20 protein-coding genes, 1 pseudogene and 1 CRISPR repeat array are annotated in these 20,614 nt (G+C 70.6%); of the genes and pseudogenes, 10 read left to right on the top strand and 11 right to left on the bottom strand.

Annotated elements, in window-relative coordinates; translation table 11 throughout:
- Positions 1-327, bottom strand: a pseudogene (locus tag ACFHWT_RS26330) (hypothetical protein); the annotation flags it as partial.
- Positions 328-532: 205 nt separating this feature from the next.
- On the opposite strand from ACFHWT_RS26330, the gene mscL reads away from it, so the two are divergent.
- The 5 genes from mscL to ACFHWT_RS26305 all read left to right on the top strand — a co-directional run bounded on the left by mscL (position 533) and on the right by ACFHWT_RS26305 (position 2,714).
- Positions 533-937, top strand: coding sequence for a large conductance mechanosensitive channel protein MscL (mscL, locus tag ACFHWT_RS26325; RefSeq protein ID WP_416597372.1), 405 nt, complete (start codon positions 533-535; stop codon positions 935-937).
- An 87-nt stretch (positions 938-1,024) separates the two neighbouring features.
- Complete coding sequence (locus tag ACFHWT_RS26320) at positions 1,025-1,201, top strand: hypothetical protein (protein WP_282233223.1); 177 nt, start codon at positions 1,025-1,027, stop codon at positions 1,199-1,201.
- A 65-nt stretch (positions 1,202-1,266) separates the two neighbouring features.
- Complete coding sequence (locus tag ACFHWT_RS26315) at positions 1,267-1,557, top strand: hypothetical protein (protein WP_416597371.1); 291 nt, start codon at positions 1,267-1,269, stop codon at positions 1,555-1,557.
- Positions 1,558-1,564: 7 nt separating this feature from the next.
- A complete protein-coding gene (locus tag ACFHWT_RS26310) occupies positions 1,565-1,918 on the top strand; it encodes a hypothetical protein (protein ID WP_416597370.1) in 354 nt (117 codons plus the stop codon).
- A gap of 100 nt (positions 1,919-2,018) precedes the next feature.
- A complete protein-coding gene (locus tag ACFHWT_RS26305; protein ID WP_416597369.1) occupies positions 2,019-2,714 on the top strand; it encodes a DUF6642 family protein in 696 nt (231 codons plus the stop codon).
- Positions 2,715-2,772: 58 nt separating this feature from the next.
- Here the strand turns inward: ACFHWT_RS26305 and ACFHWT_RS26300 are convergent, their stop codons facing one another.
- The 4 genes from ACFHWT_RS26300 to ACFHWT_RS26285 all read right to left on the bottom strand — a co-directional run bounded on the left by ACFHWT_RS26300 (position 2,773) and on the right by ACFHWT_RS26285 (position 4,116).
- Complete coding sequence (locus ACFHWT_RS26300; RefSeq protein WP_416597368.1) at positions 2,773-3,036, bottom strand: hypothetical protein; 264 nt, start codon at positions 3,034-3,036, stop codon at positions 2,773-2,775.
- 13 nt (positions 3,037-3,049) lie between these two features.
- Entirely contained in the window at positions 3,050-3,322 is a 273-nt protein-coding gene (locus tag ACFHWT_RS26295) for a hypothetical protein (RefSeq protein ID WP_416597367.1), read from the bottom strand.
- Positions 3,323-3,445: 123 nt separating this feature from the next.
- Positions 3,446-3,796, bottom strand: a complete 351-nt coding sequence (locus ACFHWT_RS26290) for a hypothetical protein (protein WP_416597366.1) — start codon at positions 3,794-3,796, stop codon at positions 3,446-3,448.
- The gene (locus ACFHWT_RS26285) at positions 3,793-4,116 is read right to left on the bottom strand and encodes a recombinase family protein (protein ID WP_416597365.1); all 324 of its coding nucleotides are present in this window, start codon (positions 4,114-4,116) and stop codon (positions 3,793-3,795) included. The genes ACFHWT_RS26290 and ACFHWT_RS26285 overlap by 4 nt, the downstream gene beginning before the upstream one ends.
- Positions 4,117-4,374: 258 nt before the next feature.
- Here ACFHWT_RS26285 and ACFHWT_RS26280 point away from each other — a divergent pair, with 258 nt between their 5' ends.
- On the top strand, positions 4,375-5,259 hold the full coding sequence (locus tag ACFHWT_RS26280) for a helix-turn-helix domain-containing protein (protein ID WP_416597364.1): 885 nt from the start codon (positions 4,375-4,377) through the stop codon (positions 5,257-5,259).
- Positions 5,256-5,453 carry a DUF397 domain-containing protein gene (locus ACFHWT_RS26275; protein ID WP_416597363.1) on the top strand — a complete coding sequence of 66 codons (198 nt, stop codon included), beginning with the start codon at positions 5,256-5,258 and terminating at the stop codon, positions 5,451-5,453. Before ACFHWT_RS26280 ends, ACFHWT_RS26275 begins: the two co-directional genes overlap by 4 nt.
- Before the next feature lie 457 nt (positions 5,454-5,910).
- Positions 5,911-6,736: direct repeats of the CRISPR family, unit length 36 nt; unit sequence GTTGCAGCTCTCTCGGGAGCTGCCCTTCATTGAGGC.
- A 154-nt stretch (positions 6,737-6,890) separates the two neighbouring features.
- Here ACFHWT_RS26275 and ACFHWT_RS26270 read toward each other — a convergent pair.
- A complete protein-coding gene (locus ACFHWT_RS26270; protein WP_416597375.1) occupies positions 6,891-9,131 on the bottom strand; it encodes an ATP-dependent RecD-like DNA helicase in 2,241 nt (746 codons plus the stop codon).
- Positions 9,132-9,201: 70 nt separating this feature from the next.
- Entirely contained in the window at positions 9,202-11,190 is a 1,989-nt protein-coding gene (locus ACFHWT_RS26265) for an ABC transporter ATP-binding protein (protein ID WP_416597362.1), read from the bottom strand.
- Positions 11,191-11,390: 200 nt separating this feature from the next.
- On the opposite strand from ACFHWT_RS26265, the gene ACFHWT_RS26260 reads away from it, so the two are divergent.
- Both ACFHWT_RS26260 and ACFHWT_RS26255 read left to right on the top strand, forming a co-directional pair.
- Positions 11,391-11,969 carry a hypothetical protein gene (locus tag ACFHWT_RS26260; RefSeq protein WP_416597361.1) on the top strand — a complete coding sequence of 193 codons (579 nt, stop codon included), beginning with the start codon at positions 11,391-11,393 and terminating at the stop codon, positions 11,967-11,969.
- 97 nt (positions 11,970-12,066) lie between these two features.
- The gene (locus tag ACFHWT_RS26255; protein ID WP_416597360.1) at positions 12,067-14,100 is read left to right on the top strand and encodes an AAA family ATPase; all 2,034 of its coding nucleotides are present in this window, start codon (positions 12,067-12,069) and stop codon (positions 14,098-14,100) included.
- 22 nt (positions 14,101-14,122) lie between these two features.
- On the opposite strand, the gene ACFHWT_RS26250 is transcribed toward ACFHWT_RS26255, so the two are convergent.
- Genes ACFHWT_RS26250 through ACFHWT_RS26240 form a run of 3 tightly spaced genes read right to left on the bottom strand, consistent with a single transcriptional unit; the run spans position 14,123 to position 19,307 of the window.
- On the bottom strand, positions 14,123-16,192 hold the full coding sequence (locus ACFHWT_RS26250) for an AAA family ATPase (RefSeq protein WP_416597359.1): 2,070 nt from the start codon (positions 16,190-16,192) through the stop codon (positions 14,123-14,125).
- An 8-nt stretch (positions 16,193-16,200) separates the two neighbouring features.
- Positions 16,201-18,429 carry an MMPL family transporter gene (locus tag ACFHWT_RS26245; RefSeq protein ID WP_416597358.1) on the bottom strand — a complete coding sequence of 743 codons (2,229 nt, stop codon included), beginning with the start codon at positions 18,427-18,429 and terminating at the stop codon, positions 16,201-16,203.
- Positions 18,426-19,307 carry a DUF2993 domain-containing protein gene (locus ACFHWT_RS26240; RefSeq protein ID WP_416597357.1) on the bottom strand — a complete coding sequence of 294 codons (882 nt, stop codon included), beginning with the start codon at positions 19,305-19,307 and terminating at the stop codon, positions 18,426-18,428. Before ACFHWT_RS26240 ends, ACFHWT_RS26245 begins: the two co-directional genes overlap by 4 nt.
- Before the next feature lie 139 nt (positions 19,308-19,446).
- Here ACFHWT_RS26240 and ACFHWT_RS26235 point away from each other — a divergent pair, with 139 nt between their 5' ends.
- Entirely contained in the window at positions 19,447-19,617 is a 171-nt protein-coding gene (locus ACFHWT_RS26235) for a hypothetical protein (protein WP_416597356.1), read from the top strand.
- Between the two features lie 18 nt (positions 19,618-19,635).
- Here ACFHWT_RS26235 and ACFHWT_RS26230 read toward each other — a convergent pair whose 3' ends face one another.
- The gene (locus tag ACFHWT_RS26230) at positions 19,636-20,598 is read right to left on the bottom strand and encodes an SEC-C metal-binding domain-containing protein (RefSeq protein WP_416597355.1); all 963 of its coding nucleotides are present in this window, start codon (positions 20,596-20,598) and stop codon (positions 19,636-19,638) included.
- Between the last annotated feature and the right edge of the window lie 16 nt (positions 20,599-20,614).

Raw genomic sequence — 20,614 nt, 5'->3', positions numbered from 1 at the left:
CACGGCGGCCCGCTCGTCCATGCCGGCCTTCTTGGTGGCGGCGATGATGCCCTTGACGTTGCCGGTCTGCTCGGCGGACAGGGTGATGCGGGACTGTTCGCCCTGCACGCCGTGCGGGGTCAGCTTGCCGGTGTCGACGCGGTCGTTGGTGGCGCCGGTGTCACTGGTGGTGACGGCGGTGTCCGGGGTGGCGGCCTGGACGCCGGGGGTGTGCTGGGCGGCCAGGGCGGGCGCGGCGATCGCGCCGCCGGCCAGGGCCAACCCGGCGATGCCGAGGGCGGTGTTACACAGCTTGTCGCGGAGCGTACCGGTGATGATCGCGTTCATGGGGGGTCCACCTCTCCGTGCCGGGGGGATCGCCGTTCCAGGTGGTCGTGCGGTGCGGGGGCGGACCATGCACAACGACCGCCGGTCACCAGGCATTCCACCCCGCTGCCGGGGGCCGGGCGACGAGGCGTGCGCCAGCGGGGCGGCCAGCTTGTCGCGGTAGGTTGTCGACCGATATCCCGCTCAGCTGCCGGGAGTGCCCCTCATGATCAACGGCTTCAAGAATTTCATCCTGCGCGGGAACGTTGTCGACCTCGCGGTCGGCATCGTCATCGGTGCGGCGTTCACCGCCGTGGTGACCCAGTTGACCAAGTCGTTCCTGGAGCCGTTCATCAGGCTGCTGTCCGTGCTGCTGACCGGCCAGGAGGGCATCGCGGCCGTCGGGTTCACCCTCCGTGGCGTGGTCTTCGACTGGCCGGCCTTCGTCAATGCGGTGATCACCTTCGTGCTCACCGCCGCCGCGCTGTACTTCCTGGTCGTCATGCCGATGAACCGGCTCGCGGAGCGTCGGCGTCGGGGCGAGGAGCCGCCGCCGGCCGCGCCGAGCGAGGAGATCAAGTTGCTCACCGAGATCCGGGACGCTCTGGTGACCCGTCGCACCGACCGCTGACCTTGGAGGACTCTCCGTAGTTGCCCTATCACTCCCAGCAGTTGAAAAATGGCGGCGGCGGGACCTGATCTGCGTGACACTTGACACATGGAGCAGCTAGCCGGGATCACGTCCCAGGACTGCGCAACCCCTACCCGACCCGTCGCCGACCTCGGTCGACCGACCGCCCAACCCGCCGGTGGGCGGGCGGTGGCCACCCTTGTCCGGCCCCGCTGTGACGACCCCACCTGCGGCACCTGCTACCAGCGGCCGGAGACGGACTGACCGCCGTACCCGGGTCGGTCGCCCGATCCGGTGGCCGCCCACCACCGCCGTACCAGCTCGAACAAATGTTCGATAGGGTCTGTCGGGTGGAGCAGCGTAAACACTGGTGGAACGGCAGTTGGGGGCGGCTGGCCCGGCGGGACGTGTTCCTCCGCGCCGACGCCGACCGGTGGTTCGTCGAGGCCCGCGTCGGCGGCGCCGAGGGCAGGTCCCGGTTCACCGAGTACGACACCGAGGAGTCCGCGTACGACGCGGTCCGTCGCCTCGTCGACGGACCCGGCACCTGGCGCGAGGTCTCCGACGGACGGTTTGTCGCAGGCCGACACGGGGAACCGGACGTCCATGAACGCGGCTGACGCATCTGTGACAGACCGGATCACCACCGGCATGCCGGTGGTCGACGCACGGGGTGAGGAGATCGGCACGGTCGCCCTGGTCCGTCCGGCGGATCCGAACGCGGTGACGGTGGAAGGCGGCGTCGATCCGCAGGACGCGATCGGCGACGAGGTGCCCCACCCGCAGGTGGGCGACGAGCCGGCCACCGCGCCCGACGTGGCGGCCCGGCTGCTGCGTACCGGCTTCATCAAGATCAGCACGACGGAGCCGGCAGCGTTGCCGGGCGGTGTCGGCTATGTCAGCGTCGAACAGTTGGCGGCGGTCGACGCCGGGGTGGTCCGTCTCGCGGTGCCCCGGTCCGAGGTGACACCGCCGGCCTGACCGGCGGTATGGTCACTGACCGGACCGACAGGCGGGCGGCGGGGCCCGGCTGGCTGTAAACCTGGGCGGTCCGGCGGGCGATCCGACGGTGGGAGGCGACGTGGCGCGCGGTGGCGTCTTCTGCATCGAGGGGCAGTGGCATCGCGACCTGAACGAGCGCGGCTCGGTGCTGCCGACCCTGGAACTGCTGGAACGGCTCAGCCGGATCCGGTTTATCCACCGCGACGCCGCGACCCCCGACGAGCTTGCCTACTTCCTGGACCGCTGGCTGCTGCGCCAGTACGCCGACTACCGGGTCGGCTTCTTCGCCATGCACGGCGAGCCGACCAAACTGTGCCTGACCGAACGGCACCACGTCGACCTGGACGACGTGGCCGAGCAGATGGCCGGCAGGTGCACCGGCAAGCGGCTGTACTTCGGCAGCTGTTCGGTGCTGCGCGCCTCCGACGCCCGGATGCGCGAGTTCCTCGCCACCACCGGGGCCTCGCTGATCTGCGGCTACACCCGGGAGGTCGACTGGGTGGAGTCGGCGGCGTTCGAGACGGTGCTACTCGACGTGCTCGCCAACGGGGTCTACAACAACGCCGCCGAGCTGCGGATGGGCTCGTCGCACTGGGCGCCGCTGGCGGCGTACCTGGGCTTCCGGATCGTCTATGCCAACGGCCGCACCTGGCGCCCGGCCGGCCGGCAGCGCGGTTCGGCCGGCCAGACGCCGGGGCCGCCGAGCCCGCCGCAGGTGCCGGCGCAGGGCAGTGGTCGCGGTGGTCGCGCCAGCCGTACGTCTGCCGGCAGATGACCGCCGCCGGCAGACGTACCGCTGGCGTACGCCGATCGCCCGATCGCCATTGGCGGCATCACCATATGGTGGTGGGCGGTAGGCGGTAGCCGAGTTGTTGGCCGTAGGTCATCAGTGGGCGCAGGGTCGGGACCAGTTGGGTCGCCTGTGTGGTCCAGTGGTGTCCCCGGTTGCCGTCGAGTCGGCGGTGGCGGGCCGATGTCGTCTGCCGCTGTCGCCGCAACTCGCGGCGCAGGTGGTGCAGCCGCTGATAGGCCGTCGACCGGCCGGAGCGCCAGTCGAGCCAGCGCAGCCACCAGTCACGGAGCATCTCGATGATCATTTCTCTCCCTTGATCAATTGGTCGATGGTCGGGTTTCTGTGCGCCGGGGTAGTCGGTAGAGTCCGTGGCGCTGGACGAAAATCTCGCGTCGTTCGGCTGCGTTGCCGTGGCGGTCGATGACGTATCCGGTGAGCCAGATCCACCCGTCGTAGGTCCACTTGCGGTCGACGGCGATGACCCGGAGTCGGATGGCGCGGTCGTCGGCGAACTGGACGCTGGCTTGCCGGCCGATGATCAGTACGTCGCCGGGTTTCGGCTCGGGCGTGGCGAGTAGTCGGCTACTCACCAGGCCGATCCGCCATCGGGTAGGTCGTACGCCCGCAGTCTGGGCACCACCTGGATTTGATCTTGAACGACCAGAGCCCGGCGCAGAAGCCGAGCAGCGCTGCGCCGATAGCCGCCCCGATTCCTAGCATGGCCGCATCCTCCTGTCGCAGGTATCGATGGCTTCGAGATCGAAGATGAGCGCGTCTGCCGCGTGAAGTTCCTCGATCAGGTCGTCGAAGAGGTGGCTGTGGTGTGCAGAGAGGGTTTCGTGGTCGGGGACGATGATGTGGTGGGCGTCCTCGACGAGGAGGTCAAGCATCAGGCGGTCGAACGCGGCTCGGCTGGTCGCGCGTTCGATGAAGACGGCGGTCAGCTCGTAGCCGTGGCTGTCGGCGAGCTGCTGCATGCGTCGCTCGGCTTGGTCCACGATGGCGTTGCTGATGTTGGCGTGCGGCGGCAGTAGGCGGATGTAGCCGTACAGCGGCGGTTTCATGGGTCTAGTTCCTCCTGCAGGGTGTGGACCTGGACGCCGGTGTCTTCCAGCGCGTTGAGAAGGTGGTGCTGGACGACCGGGTGCGTGGAGAGGTGCGCGAGGCTGGGCGTGATCACGCGCCGGGCGTTGGAGCGGCGGATCTCTTCGATCAGTGCGGTGAGGGCGGGGCGGTTCAGCGCGGCGTCGCACTCATGGAAGAGCCCTGCGAGGCAGTAGCCCTCCTGCTCGGCCCAGAACTTAAGGGCGAGTTCCATCTGCCGGATGTCGCCGTCGAGGGTGTCGCGGTCCACCCGCAGGTAGCCGTACAGCGGCTTCACCATGGACTGCCCCTTCGGAGTTGAGCAGGACCGACGACATGTGCCTGCTCGGGCTACCCCTCGCCGGCTGCTGGGCGGTGCGGCATGCCCAGGTATCGAAGACGAGTAGAGCACTGCGTGTATCGATCTGCAAGACTTCATGTAGGGTACCCAGAAGTCGGTCATAGAGAGCGAAGCATGCATTGCAAAACAGGCGTACGGGCGCTTTCATCGTGAGTGACAGGATCGCCTCACCGTGAGGCGAGGAGCGGAGGACGAGACATGGCGGAAGGACCGACAGGGTCAACGGTGCCGAGACGGCAACTGGGTCGCTGCCTGCGGGATCTCCGGATGCAGGCCCGGTTCACGGTCAGAGCCGCCGCCTCCGCTCTGGAGTGGAGCGAAGCGAAGATCTGGCGGATCGAGACCGGGCAGACGTCCATGCGGTCACTCGACGTCGAGCAGATGTGCCGCGTCTACGGCGCGTTGGCCGAGACGACGACATCGCTCATGGCTCTCGCCAAGGAGACCAAGAGCAAGGGCTGGTGGCTGTCGTACGCCGCCGTCATCAACGAAGGCTTCGACGTGTACATCGGCCTCGAGGAGTCCTGTCGACGCCTGCGGTGGTACGAAGCCGAGCTCGTTCCAGGGCTACTGCAGACCGAGGACTACGCCCGTACGCTGATCGAGGCCGACAACCCCGGCACGGAGCCGGGCGAGATCACCCGACGGGTTCAACTCCGTATTGCTCGGCAGGCGCTGCTCACCAGACCGGTCGCGGCACCGGACCTGAGAGTGGTGCTCAACGAGTCGATCCTCCGTCGGCCGGTGGGCGGACAGGAGGTCATGAGCGCGCAGCTGGAACGGCTGCTCACCGTGAGCGAGATGTCGAACGTGGCACTGCGGGTGCTGCCCTTCGCGGTCGGGACACACGCCGGCATCATGTCGGGTCCGTTCGTCGTGCTGGAGTTCCCCACCAACGGCAACGGCCAGGCCACCGAACCGCCCACGGTCTACGTCGACGGGTTCACCGGGGCGCTGTTCCTCGACAAACCGCATGAGATCGACCGGTACGAGGCAGCATTCAGCAACATCTGGGACGCCTCGCTGGGCGAGCACGCGTCGAGGCAGGCAATCAGGGACGCAATGAAGGAGATGGGCAAATGATCACTGGTGATGTTTCGGCGGCTCGTTGGTTCACGTCGAGCCGGAGCAACGGACAGAACAACTGCGTCGAAGTGGCCGACAACCTGCCCGGCCGGGTCTTGGTCCGGGACACCAAGAACCGCGACGGCGGCACGCTGATCTTCGCCCCGTCCGCGTGGCACTCCTTCGTCGAACTGGCCAAGCAGCACCACTGATCGCCTGGCGCCTACCCCGGCGAGACAGCCAACGAGCGCCGACCCCGCCTCGGCAGGGTCGGCGCTCCAGGTCTGCGTCCGGGATGTAACCCAGGCAGGCCTGGTTCTAGACTGCCCTTCTGTCAAGAGTGCGTGCCCCACCTCGACGGTCCGGCCCGGGCCGCCGAGGTGGGGCCTACGCCGGTTGAGGCGCCCAGGAGGGGTCCGCACTGCTCGCCTGACAGTGGGGGACCGAGGCCGCCTGATTGCCGGCCGGCCCGGCGGTTCAGCTCCCCGCCGCGAAGGCTCCGTCATGACGGCCGTGAGCGCGGACCCCTCGCGGAGCCGTATTCCCTGATCAGACATCGTTCTGTAGTGGACAATGGCGGCGTTTGCGTTGTCGCAGTGCCCTCTGTTGGCGGACCTCTCGCGGACCCCGTGCTCCGCAGCAGGTCAGGAGGGGTAAAATTTCGACCCTGTTGCAGCTCTCTCGGGAGCTGCCCTTCATTGAGGCGCCCCGAGGCCGCCGGCAGCACCGCAGACGCCGCCGGTTGCAGCTCTCTCGGGAGCTGCCCTTCATTGAGGCACGACCCCACGGCATCAGCCACCGCCACCGTGGTCAGTTGCAGCTCTCTCGGGAGCTGCCCTTCATTGAGGCACGACCGGCTGGCCATGTCGGTCAAGGTGCGAGGCCTGGTTGCAGCTCTCTCGGGAGCTGCCCTTCATTGAGGCATGGCCCGTATCGAGGTGTCGACCGCCGAGGCGGTGACGTTGCAGCTCTCTCGGGAGCTGCCCTTCATTGAGGCGCGTCGAGGATGGCTTCCTGTTCGCTGGTGGGTGGTGGGTTGCAGCTCTCTCGGGAGCTGCCCTTCATTGAGGCCGACAATCTTGGCTTTCTGGCTGATGATTGCCGGGCCGTTGCAGCTCTCTCGGGAGCTGCCCTTCATTGAGGCACGCTGTCGATCCTGGCGAATCTCGGCCGGATGAGGTTGCAGCTCTCTCGGGAGCTGCCCTTCATTGAGGCACTCCCGGGGAACGCCGTGCCCACGGGACCACTCCGTTGCAGCTCTCTCGGGAGCTGCCCTTCATTGAGGCTCAGCGCGGGCGGCCTCGGCCACGGCTTCGCCGTTGCAGCTCTCTCGGGAGCTGCCCTTCATTGAGGCATCTCGGACGTCGTGCTCAGCTGCTGGTGGCCGAATCGCAGCTCTCTCGGGAGCTGCCCTTCATTGAGGCGGGTCCGGGTCGTAGTAGCTGCCGCCGCCCGTCCGATCGCAGCTCTCTCGGGAGCTGCCCTTCATTGAGCTGACGCGGAGCTGCGTGGGTTCGTCGATCTGGCTAGGCGGACCGGATCCGCGTGACCCAAAACAAGATCAATGCGAGCGCCATGGGTCTCAAAACAGCTACATGGGAACCATGGCGCTCACATTGATCTTGGTCATCGGCGGATCGGCGGATGGGTCAGTCGTCGGGTGCCAGGCGGTGGGTGAGTGCGGTGTGCCGGCGGCCGGCACCGGCGGTCCGGACCGCGATCGCGATCGCCTTGCGGGAGCCGACCAGCACGACGAGCTTCTTCGCCCGGGTCACCGCAGTGTAGAGCAGGTTGCGCTGCAGCAGCGTGTACGAGCTCATCGTCACCGGGATGACCACCGCCGGATACTCGCTGCCCTGTGAGCGGTGCACGGTGATCGCGTACGCGTGCTGCAACTCGTCCAGCTCGTCGAACTCGTACTCGATGTCCTCGTCCTCGTCGGTGCGTACGGTCAGCTTGCGCTCCTCGGTGCTGACCGCGGTGACCACGCCGATGGTGCCGTTGAAGACCCCGGCGGTGCCCTTGTCGTAGTTGTTGCGGATCTGGATGACCTTGTCGTTGATCCGGAACACCCGGGCGCCGTGCCGCCGCTCCGGCCGGTCGTCGCGCGGCGGGGCCAGCGCTTCCTGCAGGGCGGTGTTGAGGTTGCCGGCGCCGGCCGGGCCCCGGTGCATCGGGCTGAGCACCTGGATGTCGCGGGCCGGCACCCGGAACTTGCGCGGGATCCGCCGGGCGACGATGTCCACCACCAGGCCGGCGACCGCCTCCGGCTCGTCGGCGGCGAACAGGAAGAAGTCGGCCATGCCGTCGGTGCGTGGCTGCTCGCCGGCGTTGATCCGGTGCGCGTTGACCACCACCCCGGACTCCTGGGCCTGCCGGAAGATCCGGGTCAGCCGGACCTGCGGTACGGCCGGGGCGGCGAGCACGTCGCGCAGCACCTCGCCGGCACCGACCGACGGCAACTGGTCGACGTCGCCGACCAGCAGCAGATGGGCGCCGGGTGCCACCGCCTTGACCAGCTTGTTGGCCAGGATCAGGTCGAGCATCGAGGCCTCGTCGACGACGATCAGGTCCGCGTCGATCGGGTTGTCCCGGTCGTACGTCGGATCGCCGCCCGGCCGCAGTTGCAGCAGCCGGTGCACGGTGGCGGCCGGGTGGCCGGTGAGCTCGGTCATCCGTTTCGCCGCCCGGCCGGTCGGCGCGGCGAGCACGATCTTGGCACCTTTGGCGGCGGCCAACGTGATGATCGACTTGACGGTGAACGACTTGCCGCAGCCCGGCCCGCCGGTGAGCACCGCCACCTTCGAGGTCAGCGCCAGGCGTACCGCCTGCTCCTGCTCGGGGGCGAGATCGGCGCCGGTGCCGGCGCGCAGCCAGGCCAGCGCCCGTCCCCAGTCGACGTCGGCGAACGCCGACAACCGGTCGGCCCGGTGGTGCAGCAGTCGCAGCAGGCTGCCGGCCAGTGAGCATTCGGCGCGGTGGAACGGCACCAGGTAGACCGCCGGAATGGTGCCGCCGTCGCTGGTCGGGTTCGGCACCGCCTCGCGTACCACGCCTTCCTCGGCGACCAGCGCGGTGAGCGCGTCGCGGACCAGTTCGACGGGGACGCCGAGGATGCCGGCGGCGTCGGTGCACAGGTTGGGCTCCGGCAGGTAGCAGTGGCCGTTGTCGGCCGCCTCGGAGAGGGTGTACTGGATGCCGGCCTTGATCCGTTCCGGGCTGTCGTGCGGGATGCCGACCGCCTGGGCGATGGTGTCGGCGGTCTTGAACCCGATGCCCCAGACGTCGGCGGCCAGCCGGTATGGCTCGTTGCGCACGATCGAGATCGACGCGTCGCCGTACTTCTTGTAGATCCGTACGGCGAGGGAGGTGGTGACCCCGACACCCTGCAGGAAGATCATCACTTCCTTGATCGCCTGCTGTTCGATCCAGGCCTTGGCGATCAGCGAGGTGCGTTTCGGCCCGAGACCGGGCACTTCGACCAGCCGGGCCGGCTCTTCCTCGATGACCCGTAGCGTGTCGGCGCCGAAGTGGGCGACGATCCGGCCGGCCATCTTCGGCCCGATCCCTTTGATCAGGCCGGAGCCGAGGTAGCGTTCGATGCCCTGCACGGTGGCCGGCAGCACCGTGGTGTACGAGTGGACCTCGAACTGTCGGCCGTACTTCGGGTGCGACCCCCACCGGCCGACCAGCCGGATGCTCTCCCCGGGCTGTACGCCGAGCAGCGAGCCGACCACGGTCAGCAGGTCGGTGCCGGACCGGTCGGTGGCGACCCGGGCGATGGTGTAGCCGGTCTCCTCGTTGGCGTAGGTGATCCGTTCCAGGACCGCCTCCAGCACCGCTGCCGGAGCCCGGGTCGGCGGCGCTGCGGAGGGCGTGGCCGAGGGCATGGCTGGCGGCGCGGCGGTCGGGGGCGTGGCCGGGGCGGCGGTGGGTCCGGTGGTGGCGGTCACCGGTCGATTATCCGACCGGCGTGTCGGCGTACCCGCTCGCCTGCAGTTCGAACAGTTCCCGGTACAGCCCGTCGACGGCGAGCAGCTCGTCGTGCGTACCGGCCTCGACCAGCCGGCCGGACCGCAGCACGTAGATCCGGTCGGCCCAGCGGACGTTCGCCAGCCGGTGGGTGATCAGCACGACGGTCCGGTCCGGCCGGCGTCGGAGCTGCTGGAACAGGGCGTGTTCGGCGCGGGCGTCCAACGCCGCCGATGGTTCGTCGCAGATCAGCAGTGGCGCGTCGCGGTAGATGCCGCGGGCGGCGACCAGCCGCTGCCACTGGCCACCGGAGAGGTCGTGGCCCTCCCGGAAGTTGCGGTCGAGCAGCGTCCGATAGCCGCGGGGCAGGCTCTCGATCATGTCGTGGGCGGTGGCGGCCCTCGCTGCATCCACCATGGACGGCCGCACCCGGCCACGCACCGACCGGTCACCCGCCGGCCGGTCGCGGTCCGGCTGACCGTGCCCTGTCTGGTCGCCGTCCGGCCGGCCGATGGTGATGTTCTGCCCGGCGGTGAACGGGAACCGCCACCAGTCCTGGCTCACCACCGCGACCTGGCCGGCGAGCCGCTGCGGGTCGATCTCGTCGATGTCGACGCCGTCCCAGCGGATGGTGCCGCTGCTCGGCCGGTACAGCCCGGCGATCAGCTTGGCCAGCGACGACTTTCCAGAGCCGTTCTCGCCGACCAGCGCGATCACCTCACCCCGACGCAGGGTCAGGCTGACCCCGTCGACCGCCGGTCGGTCGGTGTCCGGGTAGCTCAGGCTGACGCCGTCCAGCTCGATCTCGTCGTACCCGCCGATCCGCCGGCCGCCGGCCGGCGGCACCTGTCGGTCGGCGCGGGCCAGGAAGTCGCGGTAGTCGCGGTAGTACAGCGCGTCCTCGTACAGCGCGTTGGTGGCGTGGATGGCGGTGTTCAGGTTGGCCCGGGCCGCCTGGAGCGCGATCATCGCGGTGGCGGCGGCGGCCAGCGGGATCATGCCGACCAGGAGCAGACCGCCGAGTACGGCGTAGACGACGAAGGCAGCGGTGCCGCTGAACGCACCCCCGACGACCCGGGTGCCGGTCTGCGCCCGCACCAACCGCAGTTGGGCCCGGGTCTCGGTGGTCATCGTGCGGTGGTACTCGCCGAGCAGGAAGTCCCGCATCTGGTAGGTGCGGATTTCCGCGGCGGTGTGCCGGTTGGCCATCAGGTGGGCCAACATCCACATCCGCCGCCGCCGGGTGATCCGGGCCAGCAACGCGAGGTACTCGCGGCGGGCGATCCGAATGGCGGTGACGGCGGCCGGTACCGCCGCCAGCAGCAGACACGGCAGCAGCAGCGGCTCGATGACGGTGACCGCTGCGGCGGTGGCGGCCACCCCGACGACCCCGGTGGTGAGGTTCACCGCGTCATCGACAATGGACGCCGCTTCGACGGTGCCCCGGTCGCGGGCCCGGTCCATCTCCTCGGCGAAGCCGGCGTCGTCGAAGGCGGCCAGCTCCACCGACGTGGTGGCCTCGAACAGCCGCAGCTCGGCCCGGTAGGTGACCTGTGGCATCAGCCGGGCCTGGGCCCAGCCGGCGGCGATGGTCAGCCCGCCCCGGGCCGCTACGGCGAGCGCGGCGACGGCGAGCGCTGGAGCGGCCGCGCGGATCCGGTCCGGCGTCGGCCCGGAGGCGAACAGTTCCCGCAGTACGCTGCTGGTGGCCAGCAGCCCGAAGGTGGTCATTACCCCGGCCACGACGTTCAGCCCGATCGCGGCGACCGTGTCGCGTGGGCTCACCGACCAGGCCAACTTGACCGCCTCGGCGAGGATCCCGGGCAGCCGGCGGGCGACCGTCCAGAAGCTGGTCTCGGCGAACGCGCGGGCGTGGTGCATCCAGTCCGCGTCGGCGAGTTCGGGCAGCGCCTCGCGGTCGTCGGGAGAGTTGGATGGTTGGGTGGCAGCGGGAGCCTTTTGCCGAATAGGCCACATACGTCCAAATCCTTTGTTGTCGGCCTGCCGCAGGGGCTGACGGAACGTAGCGTGGAGGCTACTTAAGGATATGTGGCCGGTGATGCCGGTGAGTGTCGTACCGGATATCCATGGCAAACTCTCGATCCGGTGGCGCACGGCCGCCCACCGTGCCGGCGGCGCACGGCCGCTCACCCCCGACGGAAGAGAGCCACCGACCAATGGACCAGCAGCAACTGCAGACGCTGCGACAGATGCACGTAAGGCAACGCATCCGGCCAGTCGTCAATCAGTACGAGGTCCGCGCCGTCGGCCCGGACGGCGTACCCGGGCCGCTGCTCGCCTTCGCCCAGCAGAAGCGGCTGGCCTTCCGTGAACAGGTCACTTTCTACGCCGACGACCAGCGTCAGCAGCCCGTACTCGGCTTCAAGGCCCGGCAGGTAATCGACCTCGGGGCGACCTACGACGTGACGGACGCCGCCGGCCACCCGATCGGACTGTTCCGCAAGGACTTCACCCGGTCGCTGCTGCGCTCCACCTGGCACCTGGATCAGCCCGGCCTCGGCGTGGCGACCGGCGCGGAGCGCAACATGGTGGTGGCCGTGCTGCGCCGGATCGGCGACCTGCCCCCCTGGCTGCCGTACCACTTCGACTTCACCATCGACGGCCAACCGGCCTTCTCGGTGGTACGCAAGTGGAGCCTGCGGGACAACTACCAGGTCGACATCCACCACCCGCAACTGGACCGCCGCCTGGTGATCGCCATGGCCGTCGCACTGGACACCCTGCAGTCACGCTGACCTGCCGATCCCGCCCCGGGGCGGCTGGTGGTGCCATCCCGGCTGCCGGGCCGGGGCGGCCGCTGGCGTACCGGCTTCACTAAGATATCGATTTGTGATGGCCGGATGTGGGCAAGCGACCACCAGTCTGGACCGACGGCTGCGGCAGACCCGGGAGCACCACTTCGTCGGCCGGGCCGCCGAGCTCGCTCTGCTGCGGCAGGCGTTGGAGCGCGCCCCCGAGCCGCTCGGAGTGCTCTACCTGCACGGGCCGGGCGGCATCGGCAAGTCCACCCTGCTGCGGTACTTCAGTGACGAGGCGGCCGCCGCCGGGCGACGCGTGGTGCATGTGGACGGCCGGGCGGTCAGTCCGTCACCGGCCCGCTTCGAGCTCGCCGCCGGCGACGCGCTGGCCGACGACACGGCGGTGCTGCTGGTCGACTCCTTCGAGCACTGCCAGGGGCTGGAGGACTGGCTGCGGGACCGGTTTCTGCCCCGACTGCCGGAGTCCGTCCTGGTGGTGCTGGCCGGCCGGGGCGGCCCCGGGCCGCAGTGGCGGGCCGATCCGGCCTGGCGTGACCTGCTGAAAGTGATCCCGATGGGCAACCTGTCCCGGGAGCATGCGGTCGCGCTGCTCAACCGCCGGGGCGTACCGCCGGATCTGCATCCCTCGGTGTTGTCGTTCGCCGGCGGCCACCCGCTGGCGCTGCGGCTCGCAGCCGAGGCCGCGGTCACCCACGACGCCGCCGCCACCGCCGCCTGGCGGCCCAGCCTGAACGTGGTGGAGACCCTGCTCACCCAGCTTATCGGGGAGACGCCGTCGCCGCTGCACCGGCAGGCGCTGGAGATTTGCGCGCACGCCCAGACGACCACCGAAGGACTGCTGCGGGCGGCCCTGGACCGCGACCCCGGGCCGATCTTCGCCTGGCTGCGTGAGTTGCCGTTCATCGAGTCCGACACCCGCGGCCTGCGCCCGCACGACGTGGTCCGCGACGCGCTCAACGACGACCTGCGCTGGCGTGACCCGCAGGGCTACGAGACGATGCACCGGCGGTTGCACGCCTACCTGCTCGAGCAGGCGTTGGCCGCCACCGGGCCGGCGGTGCTGCCGGCGGTCGGCGCAATGATGTACCTGCAACGGCACGCGCAGGAGATCCGCCGCTACTTCACCTTCGCCGGCGAGGGCGAGGTCTACGAGGATCCGTACCAGCCGGCGGACCGGCCGACGGTGCTGGACCTCGCCGGCGAGGCCGAAGGCCCGGAGTCCGCCGCGCTGGTCGGCTTCTGGCTGGACCGCCAGCCCGAGGGCTGCCACGTCTACCGCAGCTCCGGCACCGGCGAGGTGGTGGGCTTCATGATCTGGCTGGACCTGGACGACCCGCAGCCGGCCGAGCTGGAAGCCGATTCGGTCGTCGACACCGCCTGGCGGCACTGCCGGGCCAGCGCCCCGCTGCGCGGCGGCGAACACATCGGTCTGGCCCGGTTCATGGTGCATCCCCCGTCCTACCAGCGACCGTCGCCGGTGACCGACATGATCCAGATGCGGATGCTGGCCCACTACCTGCATGACAAAGGGCTGGCCCTGCACTACCTGGTACTGCACGACGCTGAGTTCTGGGGGGCGCACCTGGCGTACTTCGACGACCATCCCGTCGAGACGGTGCCGCAGGTCGGTGGACGCCCGTACCACCTGTTCTTCCACGACTGGCGGGTCACGCCGCTGATGCACTGGCTCGACCACAACCAGCAGCAGCTGCTGTACGGGCTGCAGCCGCGTACCGCCCGGTCCGGTGCCGACCTGCTGGTGCTGTCCCGCCCCGAGTTCGACGCGGCGGTCCGGTCCGCGATGCGGGCCTGGCGCCGCCCCGACGCGCTGGCCGCCAACCCGCTGGTCCGTACCCGGCTGGTCGCCGACCGCCCGGACGGCGACCCGGTCGACGCGCTGCGCGGTGTGCTCGGTGCCGCGCTCGACGGCCTGCGCGACGACACCCGGTCACATCGGGTGCTGGTCACCACGTTCGTGCACGGCACCCCGACGCAGGAGGCGGCGGCGGATCGGCTCGGCCTGCCGTTCAGCACCTACCGGCGGCATCTGACCCGGGCGTTGGACCGGATCAGCGACGCCCTGTGGCACCGCGAACTGCACGGCTGACTCAAGTTGAGCGACGGTCGGGTCACGACTCCCGGCGCCACAACAGCTCACAGACCCGGTCGACGGCGGCCCGCAGATGCCGCTTGTACGTGCTGGTCGCTAAGCCGAGCCGGTCCGCCGCCGCCTCCTGGGTGGTCGGCCCGGCGAGGTAGGTGGCGGACAGCACCCGGTGCAGCTTGGCGTCGCGGGGGTCATGCCGCAGCGACTCCGCCGCGTCGGTCAGCAGCGTTCGCAGCGTGTCCACCGGGTCCCGGACGCTCGACTGATCGGCGGCGGAGCCACCCCCGGGGTCGACCACCAGCCGGCTGCGGGTCAACGGGTTGGCCCGCAGTGCCGACCCGTCGTGCAGCCGCCGCAGCGCCGACCGGACCGCCGCGTCGAAGTCGGGCCGGGACAGCACCGTGTGGACCGGGGTCGCGACGGCGGTGGTCGCGCCGGTCGAGGACCGGGCCGGCGCGGCGGTCAGCGGCCACGCGGTCACCCGGGCCGCCCACACGTCCACCGGGACCGCCCGCCAGTCGTGTGCGTACAGGTCGTACGCCCGGCCGTCCACCACCGGCCGGGGCCGGACCGGCTGGTGGTCGATGAACTCGGCCACCCCGACCGCCTCGTCGGCCAGCGTGAGGAACGACCAGGCGAGCCGCTGCGACCGAATCCACCACTGCAGGGTCCGGACGTGCATCAGATCCCGGACCGCGGAGCGCCGCCGCGCCGCCAGCGGGTAGCTGAACCGGGTGAGCAGGATGTGTTCGCCGGCCCGGGGTGGCGCGGCTGCGGCATGCCGCCAGACCGCCGCGACCACCGGGTCGGCGGCGATCTCGTCCGGATCCGGGCCGGTCAGCCGCAGTGTCACCTGGAACCCGGCGACGGCTCCGTCGAGCGAGCGCCGGTAAACGTCGAACGCCTCCGGTTGGCGGTCCAGCCAGAAGCCGACCAGCTGGTCGGTGCCGTCGCCGGATTCCCGCACGATCCGCCGCAGGGTGGCGTGGTCGCCGGGTGCCATCTGGTCCGGGTAGACCGCGCCGCCGCCGTGGCGCAGCGCGAACGGCGCCATCACGGCGGTGTCCTGCAGGATGTGGTACAGCGAGCGGACCGCCGGCAGCACGGCCTCGCCGCTGGCGGCCCGCGCCCGGTGCAGCAGGTGGGCCGCCACCCGGGCGTGCATCACCTGGTAGCCGTGCGGGTCCCGCCAGCGCAGATCCGCGTCCAGCACACTGCGTACCACGTCGTGCGGGACGACCCCATCACGGCCACTTTCAACGAATGGTAGCCGGCGCAGCCAGGCGAACAGCTCCGCCGCCGCCTCGCCGACCACCGAACGCAGCAGGTCCTCGGTGGTGGTCAGCGCGTGTGAGCAGGTCTCCAGCGCGAGCCGATGCTGCGCCGACGGCACCTCGCCGACCAGGTGGTGCAGCAGCGTTGCGACGACGTCCGGGGTCGGTGTCCAGGTGGCGGCGGCCCGCCGGTCGCCGACCGCGACCGCGGCGGAGAGGTTGAGCGCGAGCGGATGGCCGCCGGCGAAGCGCAGCACCGCCTCCCAGAGCTCACGCGGTACGCCGCGCCGGTCCAACAGCTCGGTGGCCGCGTCCGGCGGCAGACCGCCGAGGCTCTCCACCCGCAGTACGCCGGACCAGCCGAGGTCGGCCTGCCACTCGCAGTCCGGTGCCTGCCGGCCGGCGACCACCACGACGACGCCGTCCGGGATGCGCGGCAGGAACCGGTCCCGCAGCCAGCCTTCCAGGCCCTGGCAGCGTTCGAACGTGTCAACGAGCAGGACGGCCGGCGCACCGCTGAGCGCGGCGTAGGCGGCTGCGGTGAATCCGGCCGGGGAGGGGTCGATGCCGGCACCGTCGACCTGGACGACGATTCGGCCGGCGTCGCGGGCGAGGGCGGCGAACCGACGCAGCAACATGGACTTGCCGATGCCGCCGGGGCCGTGCACGAACCACACTGGACATCCGTCGGGCGTGCCGGCGAGTGCGTCCTGGAAGGCGTCCAGTTCAGCAGTACGGCCGACGAACGCCTCCTCGCGGGCCGTTCCCAGTCGGTTTGCCAGCCGCCCAGCCACCGCACCCCCCGTGATCTGGTCCACCAGGCATACTATGGTGGGTTACCGTCGGTGCTGAACGGCAGCCCGGTTGCTGCGTCGAGTGGTTGGCTCGCTTCGCCGACCGGTAGCAGTTCGTCGCGCTGGGTGCCCGCCTGGGTGTCCCCGGCGGCCGGCCTGCCCGCGCCGGGGCGCCACCAGTTGGCTCGGCCGAGCAGCGCCATCGTGGCCGGTACCAGCAGGCCACGGATGATCGTGGCGTCCACTGCGATCGCCACCGCCATCCCCAGCCCGAACATCTTGATCACCGGGCTCGGGTTGAGCATGAAGCTGGCGAAGACGCAGATCATGATCAACGCGGCCGAGGTGATCACCCGGCCGGTGGCGGCCAGCCCGGTGCGGACCGACAGCAGGTTGTCACCGGTCCGTTGCCAGCTCTCACCGACCGCCGTCAGAAGGAACACCTCGTAGTCCATCGAGAGGCCGAAGAGCAGCGCGAACAGCATCATCGGAACGTACGACTCGACCTGCACCGGGCCGTCCAGGCCGGTCACTGCGGTCCCCCAGCCCCAGACGAACACCGCGACCAGCGCCCCGTATGCGGCACCGACCGACAGCAGGTTCATCACCGCCGCCTTGACCGCGAGCACGGGCGCCCGGAACGCGAACAGCAGCAGCAACGCGGAGAGCGCCACCACCACGGCGATCACCCACGGCATCCGGTCGGCGACCCGTTCGGTGAGGTCGGACTTGATCGCCGCCGCGCCGGTGACGTGCAGCTGCCCGCCGTCCGGCTGGACGTCCCGCAACGCCGCCACAGTGTCCACCGTGGCCGGATCGCTGGGGGCGGTGGTCGGCTGAGCCCGCAACATGCTCACCCGACCGTCGTCGGAGACGGCCGGTACTGCGACCGCCGCGACGCCGTCGGTGGCGGCCAGTTCCTGACGCAGCGCCAGCACGCGCGGGTCATCCGGCCCGGCGGCCGCCGCATCCCACTCGACGACCACACTGAGCACGCCGTTGACCCCCGGCCCGAACCCCTCCGCCATCAGGTCGTAGCCGACCCGCGTCGGGCTGCCCGGCAGATCGTCGCCGGGGTCGGTCTGCCCGAGCTGCAACCCCAGCGTCGGTGCCGCCAGCAGGGCCAGCAGGACGGTCGTGCCGAGGGCGTAGCGGCCGGGGCGGCGGGTGACCCGGCCGGCCAGCCGCCCCCAGAAAGCGCCGCCGTCACCGCGCCGACGCAGGCCGGGGACGCGCAGCGCGCCGATCCGGGAACCGAGCAGGGCCAGCAGCGCCGGCAGCAGAGTGGTGGCGGCGGCCACCGCGACCAGCACCACCAGCCCGGCCGTCCAGCCCAGCGTGGTGAGGATCGGCACCTGAGCGACGGCCAGCCCGCCGAGCGCGACGATGACCGTACCGCCGGCGAACAGCACCGCGCTGCCCGACGAGGCGACCGTGGCGACGACCGCCGACCGGACCGCCATGCCGTCGTCGAGCAGCGCCCGGTAGCGGGTGACCAGGAACAGTGCGTAGTCGATGCCGACACCGAGACCGATCATCGTGGCCAGGGTGCTCGCCACCCCCGGCATGTCGGTCAGATGCCCGGCCAGCCCGACCGCGCCGACCCCGATCAGCAGCGTGAGCAGCCCGGTGAACAGCGGCAACGCGGCAGCGACCAGCCCACCGAAGACCAGCACCAGCACGATCACCGCGACCCCGAGACCGAGCAGTTCGCTGGTGTGCGTCGCGGCGTCGTGGCGGGCCAGCGCACCGCCGGGCACGGCCTCGATGCCAGCGTCGCGGGCCGGCGCGGCGGCGTCGACGATGTCGTCGGACATCTGCCGGGTGACCGAACGCGGGCCGACATCCAGCCGTACGGTCGCGTAGCCGATCGTGCCGTCGGCGCTGATCGTGCCGGCTGCGGCTGCCGGCGGTGCCACCGACACCACGTGCGGTGCCTGCCCGACCCGGTCCAGCGCGGCGGTGACCGCAGCGGCGTTCGCCGGATCGTCCAACCGTCCGCTGCCGGCCTTGAAGATCAACTGCCCGCTGGCCTCGTCGCTGCCGCGGAAGTGCTCGTCGGCCAGGTCCCGCCCGATCTGGCCGTCACTGCCGGGCAGCGAGACGTCCTCCTCGGTCGGCCGGCCGAAGCCGGCGATCAACGCGGCCACCGTGACGGCCACCAGCAACCAGGCGCTGATCACCCACCACGGCCGCCGTACCACCGCACTGCCGAGCGCGCCCATCATCCGGTGCACGGCACCGGTCTCCACCGTGTTCACGCCGCCTCCCCGCAGGTGTCGGTGGCTGCCGGCGTCGCCCGTCCGGCGGGCCGTAGGCCGTCCCCGCCGACGGCGACGGACTCGCCGGTGATCTCCAGGCGCAGCCCGTCGGCGGTCGCGGTCAGTCCGTGGTACGCCAGCCCGGCCGGCAGTTCGGGCAGCTCCCGATCGATCCGGCGCTCCCCGAGGGCACCGGCGCCGAGGGCACCGGCCAGCTGGTCAGCGGAGCGGCGCAGCCCGAACACCTCGACCTCCACCGGCTCGATCCGCAACATGCGGCCGTCGAGCACGGGTACGGCGTACACGGTCACCGGCACGGCCTGGCCGAAGATCGTCGCTGTCACGTCGACGATCAGCTGGCCGCTGTCGCTGCCGCGAACCTGCACGTCGGCCCCGGAAAGCAGTCCGCCGAAAGAGTCTGCCGATTCTTCGTCAGTCCCGCCGCCGGCCCGGTTGTCGGCCAGCGCGTCCAGTCGCGTGAGGTCGACCGTGAGCGCGGCGTGCAGCTGACCGATCCGGATCTCGACCGGGTCCGAGCCGGCGGAGCTGGCACCGGCCGCCGTCAGGCCGCCGTCGATCTCGACGTCGCGTACCTCTGCGGTGACCCCGGCGATCGGCAGCTCGCTGTCGCCGAAGCGGTCGGCGGTGACGGTGAGACCGGCGAACCGGCCGGCCAACGCCTGCGTCACGAACGGGAAGCCGTGTACGTCGACCTGCGGCGGCTCGGCCAGCCCGAGGACGCAGGCGGCGGCGTCGGCGAGCCGGCCGCCGACCACGCCGGCGGCGATCCGGTCCGCGACGACGAGACTCCCGGGGACCAGCAGCGCCGCGGTGAGCAGCAGCCATCCTCGCCGGTTGCGAGGTCTCCAGATACGCATGCCCCGATCACACCCGGCCGGGGTGCAAGCCGGACGTGAGTTCGATGAGAACCCGTTATGAACTGAGTCCCTGTCGTTTCTGGCAGCGGCTTGGGCGTAGGTACGGTGGTCGAGTCGTAGATGCAGCGAGGAGGCCGGGTTGTCTGATCCAGCCGCTCTCAGCCGCTATGAGCCGTTAGTAGCCAAGGGCTTGATCAAACTCGTCACGACCACAACGAACGACCTGGACCAACTCCCGCGTTACGACGTACCTGAGGACGCGTCACCGCTGGACCTGCTGATCGAGGCCCGCGAGGGCGAGGTCCGTTGATCTGGTTTGCCGGCGGCGTTACGAGCCCAGGCCTGCTCGGCCGCAGCACTTCTTGTACTTGGCGCCCGACCCGCACCAGCACGGATCGTTGCGTCCCGGTGGCCAGACGATCGTGTCCTGGTCGGCGGCCAGCCTGGCGTACCGGGTCTTGACCGCCGAGTCGAGCGGCGACTCACCGATCCGCTCGGCGAACTCCGACAACCCGGCAACCGTGGCCGGCACCACGCGGATCGCCGGCACCCCGCTCTCGGCCAAGCCGCGCCAGCGACGCTCCGCCGCCGGGAAGTACTCCTCGTCAGGGTCGACGTACGCGTCGGGCCACCGGCGGCGGGCCTCGGCCCGCTCGGCGCGCTGAAACACCAGCAGCCGCAACTTATCGGGTATCCGACCCGACTCGAAGTGCTCACGCGCCTCATCCAGGGTCGTCGGCAGTCCGGTCGACTCGGCCATCCGCTGCGCCGGTGCCGCCGGGGCGATCTCGTCGGTGGCGTCGGCCGGCAACCCGAGCTGGCGCCGGACCTCGCGCCGGGCCCTGACCAGCACCGACGACATCCGCATCCAGCCGTTCGGCCCGCGCAGCGCCTCGATGTCCTCGGAGGTCAGGCGAGCGACGGCCCGGTCGTACCATTCCAGCGCCGCCGGCAGGTCACCGCGTTCAGCCAGCAACTCGGCGACAAGGGTGCACTGCGCCTGACCCAGGTCGGGGTCGTGGGCGAGCCGGGCCAGCTCCTCGTACGCCTCGCTCTCCGCCCCGGCTTCGAACTCGATGCCGGCCAGGTCGCACCGCGCGTAACAGCCGTCCTCGCCGCCCGCCGCGATCAGCTCGGCCAGCAGCTTGCGTGCCCGGTCGAGTTGGCCGGCCACCCGCCACGCCTCGGCCGCTTCCAGCAGGAGCTCGGCCCGCTCGTCCGGATACTCCTCCGCGTCGGCCTCAAGCGCCGCCGCCCGCGCGGCGGCCTGGTTCGCCGGTTTCGTCGCCACGTCCGGAGACCGTACC

The sequence above is a fragment of the Micromonospora sp. LOL_021 genome, assembly GCF_048060215.1.
In the GTDB taxonomy this organism is placed as follows: Bacteria; Actinomycetota; Actinomycetes; order Mycobacteriales; family Micromonosporaceae; genus Micromonospora_E.
The sequence above is the reverse complement of the archived record's forward strand: the minus strand, read 5'-3'. Positions and strand labels throughout refer to the sequence as shown.

Excerpts from the sequence above, each read along its gene's own strand:
- mscL (WP_416597372.1), top strand. The coding sequence starts at position 533 with ATGATCAACGGCTTCAAGAATTTCATCCTGCGCGGGAACGTTGTCGAC.
- ACFHWT_RS26320 (WP_282233223.1), top strand. The coding sequence starts at position 1,025 with ATGGAGCAGCTAGCCGGGATCACGTCCCAGGACTGCGCAACCCCTACC.
- ACFHWT_RS26315 (WP_416597371.1), top strand. The coding sequence starts at position 1,267 with ATGTTCGATAGGGTCTGTCGGGTGGAGCAGCGTAAACACTGGTGGAAC.
- ACFHWT_RS26300 (WP_416597368.1), bottom strand. The coding sequence starts at position 3,036 with ATGATCATCGAGATGCTCCGTGACTGGTGGCTGCGCTGGCTCGACTGG.
- ACFHWT_RS26290 (WP_416597366.1), bottom strand. The coding sequence starts at position 3,796 with ATGAAACCGCCGCTGTACGGCTACATCCGCCTACTGCCGCCGCACGCC.
- ACFHWT_RS26285 (WP_416597365.1), bottom strand. The coding sequence starts at position 4,116 with ATGGTGAAGCCGCTGTACGGCTACCTGCGGGTGGACCGCGACACCCTC.
- ACFHWT_RS26280 (WP_416597364.1), top strand. The coding sequence starts at position 4,375 with ATGGCGGAAGGACCGACAGGGTCAACGGTGCCGAGACGGCAACTGGGT.
- ACFHWT_RS26275 (WP_416597363.1), top strand. The coding sequence starts at position 5,256 with ATGATCACTGGTGATGTTTCGGCGGCTCGTTGGTTCACGTCGAGCCGG.
- ACFHWT_RS26270 (WP_416597375.1), bottom strand. The coding sequence starts at position 9,131 with ATGCCCTCGGCCACGCCCTCCGCAGCGCCGCCGACCCGGGCTCCGGCA.
- ACFHWT_RS26265 (WP_416597362.1), bottom strand. The coding sequence starts at position 11,190 with ATGTGGCCTATTCGGCAAAAGGCTCCCGCTGCCACCCAACCATCCAAC.
- ACFHWT_RS26260 (WP_416597361.1), top strand. The coding sequence starts at position 11,391 with ATGGACCAGCAGCAACTGCAGACGCTGCGACAGATGCACGTAAGGCAA.
- ACFHWT_RS26255 (WP_416597360.1), top strand. The coding sequence starts at position 12,067 with ATGGCCGGATGTGGGCAAGCGACCACCAGTCTGGACCGACGGCTGCGG.
- ACFHWT_RS26240 (WP_416597357.1), bottom strand. The coding sequence starts at position 19,307 with ATGCGTATCTGGAGACCTCGCAACCGGCGAGGATGGCTGCTGCTCACC.